At 57.5% G+C, this 6,600-nt stretch carries 8 protein-coding genes; all 8 read right to left on the reverse strand.

Annotation, left to right across the window (positions count from 1 at the left end; all coding sequences use genetic code 11):
* Window positions 1–210: 210 nt before the first annotated feature.
* Window positions 211–699, reverse strand: a complete 489-nt coding sequence (locus AC5LBQ_RS09115; RefSeq protein WP_295028770.1) for a hypothetical protein — start codon at window positions 697–699, stop codon at window positions 211–213.
* Window positions 696–1,055, reverse strand: a complete 360-nt coding sequence (locus AC5LBQ_RS09120; protein WP_004007547.1) for a response regulator — start codon at window positions 1,053–1,055, stop codon at window positions 696–698. The genes AC5LBQ_RS09115 and AC5LBQ_RS09120 overlap by 4 nt, the downstream gene beginning before the upstream one ends.
* A gap of 21 nt (window positions 1,056–1,076) precedes the next feature.
* Window positions 1,077–1,541: a chemotaxis protein CheX gene (locus AC5LBQ_RS09125; protein ID WP_297346817.1), complete on the reverse strand. Its 465-nt coding sequence runs from the start codon at window positions 1,539–1,541 to the stop codon at window positions 1,077–1,079.
* A gap of 80 nt (window positions 1,542–1,621) precedes the next feature.
* Window positions 1,622–1,996: a response regulator gene (locus AC5LBQ_RS09130; RefSeq protein WP_282920911.1), complete on the reverse strand. Its 375-nt coding sequence runs from the start codon at window positions 1,994–1,996 to the stop codon at window positions 1,622–1,624.
* Window positions 1,993–2,817, reverse strand: a complete 825-nt coding sequence (locus AC5LBQ_RS09135) for a CheR family methyltransferase (RefSeq protein ID WP_307742456.1) — start codon at window positions 2,815–2,817, stop codon at window positions 1,993–1,995. Before AC5LBQ_RS09135 ends, AC5LBQ_RS09130 begins: the two co-directional genes overlap by 4 nt.
* Window positions 2,814–3,941, reverse strand: a complete 1,128-nt coding sequence (locus tag AC5LBQ_RS09140; protein ID WP_493265289.1) for a protein-glutamate methylesterase/protein-glutamine glutaminase — start codon at window positions 3,939–3,941, stop codon at window positions 2,814–2,816. The genes AC5LBQ_RS09135 and AC5LBQ_RS09140 overlap by 4 nt, the downstream gene beginning before the upstream one ends.
* Window positions 3,942–4,185: 244 nt before the next feature.
* Complete coding sequence (locus AC5LBQ_RS09145) at window positions 4,186–4,623, reverse strand: chemotaxis protein CheW (RefSeq protein WP_004008847.1); 438 nt, start codon at window positions 4,621–4,623, stop codon at window positions 4,186–4,188.
* A 6-nt stretch (window positions 4,624–4,629) separates the two neighbouring features.
* Window positions 4,630–6,600: chemotaxis protein CheA (locus AC5LBQ_RS09150; RefSeq protein WP_493265290.1), on the reverse strand; the 1,971-nt coding region annotated here is incomplete at its 5' end.

Genomic DNA, 6,600 nt, shown 5'->3' on the forward strand with positions numbered 1-6,600 from the left:
GAGAGGCTGGGGGGTGAGCGTTTTGCGACAATAGTCGCGCAAAACGCGAGGGGGCCCTCCCCCTTCCGCCTCTCGCGAGCGCCCCCGAGCGAACGCACCGCAGAACTCAAACACGCAATAAAACCTATTTAAACGGCTCGGTGTGCCATATATGGCACACCGAAGCAAATTAATAGGATTAACCCCGGGGAAAAACCCAGGACAACGCCGCTAGTTAAAGCACATGACGCCGAAGCGGCCCTTGCCGTAGCCTTCGATGTCGAGGATGGAATCGCGGCGCTCCACGTAGGAGGTAACCATCTTGTACTCGTTAGCCGGCAGTTCCTCGCCAGGGGTATACATCAAACCGATGGTGACGTGCGGGGCACCTTCCTTGTTCAACAGACCAGAGAAAATATTGAGAATCTCGTAGACATTCTCAATGTAGCTGTCAGAGAGAGTGCCGTTGTTGATTTCGTCTTGCGCCCCGGCAGCGGGAATCAGCTGCAGGGCGGCGCCGGCGTAAGCACACAAATCCAGATCCATAATGCAGGCGGCGCACACGTTGTCCATAGCATCATTAAAGAACGCCACGCAGCAACCGAATTCCTCATCAGGCTTCAAAATTTCATAGTCCGGGGAAAGCTCAACGGTTCGCCCCAACAGCATTTCAAACAGGTCACGGATTTCTTTTCCAGTAGGCAAAGGGGTGGCACTCATCGGTTAAACGCTCCTAAAATCGACTTGAACGTGGCGGCATCAAATGGTTTTTGAATCAGGAAATTCGCACCCGCCTGTTGTGCGATTTCCCGCATCTGAGGGGAACCCTCGGAAGTCACGAACCCGACCGGAATCTTTGACCCGGTCGCCCGCAGCTGCTGCAGCATCTCAATACCCAGCATATTCGGCATATTCCAGTCAGAAAGAACCAAATCAGGGGATTCCGATAGCGCCAACTGCAAAGCCTGGGCGCCATCCTCGGCTTCCATAACTTCCCAATCAAATCCCGCTTGGCGCAGGGTACGCACCACAATCTGTCGCATCACTCGCGAATCGTCTGCAACAATAATACGCATCGACTACCTCCGTGTTCGCCCTTATGCCGCATCCCGAGTGGCATTAAGGTCACTTATTGAGACTACCAGGAATTTGCCTTTCCAGTAGAGGTTTACGCTAATTAAAGGCGATTCTGGTTCTACCGGTTTTTCCTTCCTAACCTGTGGAAGAATCAGGTTTCCGGAATCTTCCACAATAGATTTCATGTTTCCACCAATAACATTGACGATTTCCCCAAAAGCGTCCTGCTGATCTTCCTCGGTGACCTCATCGGTTTCACCCAGTCTGTACATGGCCCTGGTCAGGTCCTTTGCCGTGGAATCTTCCATCTCTAGCATGACGCGCAGCTGCTTATCCCCTTGTGAATCCACCCAGGCATAAACCGGATTCTGAAAGGGCTCGATTTCATCGAGCCATTCCGTCACAGTGCCTTCGTGTTTATCAATCAGAGCATAAAAGACATCGTTAGCGATGTTCAGCACCGCTTCCCGAACTTCCTGATCCATTATTTCTCCTTGTGTTCCTTACTGGCGAAAGACTCCGGGGTCTCGGTTTCACCGGCTGTCCCGCGGGGCTTTGAAGTTCCTCAAGTCCCCAAGCCCAACAGCATGAGCTTTTCGTTGACCGCTTCGGGAGTAAAAGGTTTGATGAGGTACTCGTGCGCCCCGGCCGCCAAAGCACGCACAATCTGTGAGTGCTCCGACTCGGTGGTTACCATCATCAGGGTGATATTGCGCAGTTCCTTTTCCGCGCGGATATTCACCACCAAATCCAACCCGTTCATCACCGGCATATTCCAGTCGATTGTCGCCAAGTCGACGCGTCCCGTGGCGGGGTCGTGCAAGACTTCCATGGCCTGTTCACCATCAGCGGCTTCCAGGATTTCAAAGCCTTCACGGCGCAGGATACCGCCGATAATTTTGCGCATAGCACGGGAATCGTCAACGACTAATGCTTTCATTTCCCGCCCCCTTTCAATTTGTATACCGCACCTTTTGTCAACGTCATGCGCTCCCATACGGGATCCATCCCCATCGTGGTTTCTGCCGCGCCTAGGAACAGATATCCGCCAGGCACCATAGAATGCGCCACACGACGCAAGACTTCTCGCTTTGTGTTGATGTCGAAATAAATCAAAACATTGCGAATAAACACGATATGGAAAGGACCGCCCTTGGGCGGGGTCGACAAAAGATTGTGTTCCTGGAAGTTAATCCGCGACCGCAGCGACGGACTAATAACCCAGTTTGCGCCCTCGCGGGCAAAGTAGCGCACCAGCATAGGCGCCGGCAAGCCTCGGTTCACCTCCAGCTGGGTATAGAAACCCTGCCTAGCCTTGGTTAACACTGCCCGCGAAATATCAGTAGCAACGATGGAAAAATTCGGAGCCTGATCCATCTCTAACAGGCTCATCGCAATGGAATAGGGTTCCTGACCGGTGGAACAAGCCGCGGACCAAATCGAGAGGTTGCGGTGACCGGCCTCAATCAGGCTGGGAACTACGGATTCCGTCAAACCCTTAAACGGGGTAACATCACGGAAAAATGAAGTCTCGTTGGTGGTCAGAGCCTCGGCGATGTCTTGCAGGTCACCAGCCCGGTGGGTCGCGATAACCTGTTGAATCCACTTATCCACCGCGGCAGGCCCGGTGAATCCGGCTTCCCGAGCCAAAGGAATGAGCCTGGATTCAACCAGGTATTCCTTTCCGGCGGGAAGTTGGATAGCACTACGTTGCTTGACCAATCCCGCCACATAATCAAATGTTTGGCGGGTCAGGCTCATCGTCGGGCCTCCGGGGCATAAGTCTGGACATGACGCTGAATCTGGGTCGAGATTTCATCAAGTGGGCGAATTTCGTCTGCAAAGCCGGCGTTGGCTACCGCCCCCGGCATCCCCCACACCACGGAGGTTTGCTCATCCTGGACCAGGGTACGGCCCCCGGCCTCCAGAACCTTGCCGCAGCCGTTCTTGCCGTCCTGGCCCATACCGGTCAGCACCACCGCCAACATGTCTCCACCATAGAGATTCACCGCGGATTCAAACATGACATCCACGGAAGGACGGCAAAAGTTCACCGGCTGGGTCTGGGTCAACTTCACGCGCGGAGCCCCGGCGTTGCCGGCAAAAGTCATATGGAAGTTGCCCGGCGCCAGATAAATATGGCCCGGAGCCAGCATCATGCCTTCCGAAGCCTCCTGCACAGTTACGGAAGTCAATTTGTCCAAACGGGCCGCCAACTGGGTGGTAAACACGGGGGGCATGTGCTGAGTGATGACCATAGGCACCGGCATGGGACGGCTCAGCCCGGAAATGACCTTGGTCAGAGCCTCGGGACCACCGGTGGAGGAGCCGAGAATAACGATACGAATCGGCTTGTCGGGCATACCGGTGCGGTCGTGCAGTTTGAGCGGACCGGCAAACATGGACGGTACGGACGAGATATTGGCCCGAGCCTCGGGGGACAAACTGGAGGACACGGCCCCCATCGCCCGAACTTTACTGGGCAGCAAGCCCAGAATGATGGGAACCAGCTGTTCACGCACGCTTTGAATGGATTGCTGGACGGAACCCTGGTTCGCCGGTTTCGTCACGTAGTCCGTAGCACCGGCAGACAGGGCTTCCAAAGTCGCGGTCGCGCCGCGCTGGGTCAAGGTGGAGAACATGATGATAGGGTCTTTGCAGCCCATCTTGCGCAGCTCCCGCACGGCATCGATGCCGTTCATTTCGGGCATTTCGATGTCCATAGTGATGGCATCGGGCTTCAGCTGTTTCCACTTCATCAGCGCCAGTTTGCCGTTCGGGGCAGTACCCACAACCTCCAGGTTAGGGTCGGCGTTAAGCGCGTCTGTCACGATTTTACGCACTACAACGGAATCGTCCACCACGAGGACTTTAATGCCTGACATCTTCTCTCCCTCAGCTGCGAGTTCTACCTTTTAAGGCTAACTGGTTTTACAGTTCTTCGCCCGACAACGGACGGCGGTTTTTGCGACGTGACAAAGTCAGACCGCGTGCCGCTTTACATACATTTTACCCGAAAAAGCCGCACCCGAAACACACTGTTGCGCCCCACCCTTGTGCGGACAAATCGGAGGGAGCCACCGCAGTGACCCCCTCCGACTTTGCAATTTCTAAGCTACGGCTGGAACCTCACGCTCCGCGGGCTTCCGCACCGATAGCGACGACGCGCTCCACGTCGAGGACCAACAGCAGGTCATCGCTCAACTTGTACGCACCCAAGATGAGTTCGCGCATGTCCTGACCCAGCGTGTCCGGCGGAGCCTCGAAATCAGACTCGTCGACCTCGCGAACATCGCCAATCGAATCCACCATCAGCGACAGGGTCTCGCCGTCCAGGACCACCACGACCATCATGGCTTCGCGGGGATCCTCGCGGGGCGGCAGATGCAGCTGATTACGCAGGTCAATCAGGGTCGCGATTTGTCCGCGCAAGTTCACCAGGCCGGTAATGGCGGTCGGCGACAGCGGCACGTTCGTGATGTCTTCACCGTGCAGAATCTCGGTGACCTGATTGACTTCAATGCCGTAAAGGGCTCCGTCCAAACGGAAAGTTACGTACTGCGTCATCGCTCATCACGCCCCGACCATGTCCAGACGAGAGTTCATCTCGAGTTCCGCGTTGAAGTCTTCGATTTCGTCGAAGAAAGTCGGGTCGGCGGCGCGGACAGCCTGTTCGACGTCCAGCAGCTCGGTAACCCGGTCCTTCAGCACCGCAGAGCCCAGCAAGCCGTGGTCTTCGATGTTGGAGTGCTTGCGCTTGTCGTCGGCCACGATGTCCAGAATCTCGCGGACCACCATCGCCACGGAACGATCGCCCCGGCGATACACCACGACCTGCAGATCCTTGGGCTCCTCGTAGTCCATGACCCCGAGCAAACGATCCAGGCGGACGATGGGCAGAATCTGGCCCCGGTATTGGATGACTTCGCGGCCACCCACGCGTTCCACCGCCTCGACACTGATGTGCTCCAAGCGGGTAACGGCAGCCAGCGGAATCGCCACGCGGCGCCCGTCGCCAATCCCGACCACCAGCGCTTGACCGGTCATTTCGGAGCTGCGAGCCTGTGCGGCTTCCGCATCCATCTGAGCCTTCTGGGCAGCCTGGGTCGTTGCGCCGGTCAGGGACTTGCGCGCCACCGCGCCGATATCCAGAATCAGCGCCACGCGGCCATCGCCCAGCAGGGTCGCACCGGCGTACAGGCCGATGGACTTGAGCTTGGAGGACAGCGGCTTGACCACGATTTCTTCGTTGTTGATGACCTTGTCGACCACCAGGCCGAAACGCTGGTCATCGTTTTGCAGTACAGCAATGACGCCGTTGGCTTCGGAGCCGCGGTCGTTGGATTCCTCGGGATGCAGCACGTGGCTCAAGCGAATCAGCGGGAGCAGCATGCCACGCAAGCGGTAAACCGGCGAGGCGTTCACGTACTCCATCGAAGTTTCCTTGCGAGACGAATCCAAAACAACCAGCTCGAGCAGGGACACCTGCGGAATGGCGTAGAGCTCGCCGTGGGACTCGACCGTCAAGGACGGCTGAATCGCCAACGTCAGCGGGATCCGCATCCGCCAAGTCGAGCCCTTGCCGAGTTCAGACTCGACGTCGACCGTACCGCCGATAGCCTCAACGGAAGTCTTGACCACATCGGTGCCGACCCCGCGGCCGGAAATGTTCGAAACTTTCTTTGCGGTCGAGAATCCCGGCAGGAACAGCAGGTTAAAGATTTCCTTGTCGCTCATCTCGCCGAGCTGCTGCTGGGTGACCAGGCCTTTATCCAGAGCCTTGTTCGCCACCACGACCGGGTCGATGCCCGCGCCGTCGTCGATAATGTCAACTACGACCTGGCCGCCGGCGTGGTAAGCCTTCAAGGTCACCGTGCCCTTCGGGTCTTTCCCAGCAGCCTGGCGGACCTCGGGCAACTCTACCCCGTGGTCAACCGCGTTACGCACCATGTGCGTCAGCGGATCCTTGATGGCTTCCAGCAAGGAACGATCGAGTTCGGTGTCGCCGCCAATCATGACCAGCTGCACATTCTTATCAGTCTGTTTCGCCAGGTCACGCACCACGCGCGGCATCTTGGACCACAGGTGTTCGATGGGCTGCATGCGGGTCTTCATAATGCCCTCTTGCAGCTCGGTGGCGACGATGGACAGGCGCTGAGACGACTGCACCAGGTTCATGTCGGTCATCGAATCGGTCAGGCGCACAATCTGGTTACGCACCAACACCAACTCGGAGACTTCGCGCATCAACACGTCCAGCAGGTCGACATCCACACGGATGGAAGAATCCGCAGCAGAACGCGAGGAACCGTGTTCCGTCGGCTTGGCTTCGTCCTTCTTGGATGCCGCCGGTTTCGATTGCGGGGCGGGCGATGCCGGGGCGGCCGGTTCCGGTTTCGCGGCCGGGGCAGCCTGGGCAGCCGGAGCCGCCGGGGTGGCCGGGGTGGCCGGGGTGGCCGGAGCAGCCGGAGCTGCTGAGGCGGCGTCCTCACCCAAGTTCACATTGCCGTTCTCATCAGCCACATTGGTCAAGAACGGAATCTC

Source organism: Mobiluncus sp., from assembly GCF_985070215.1.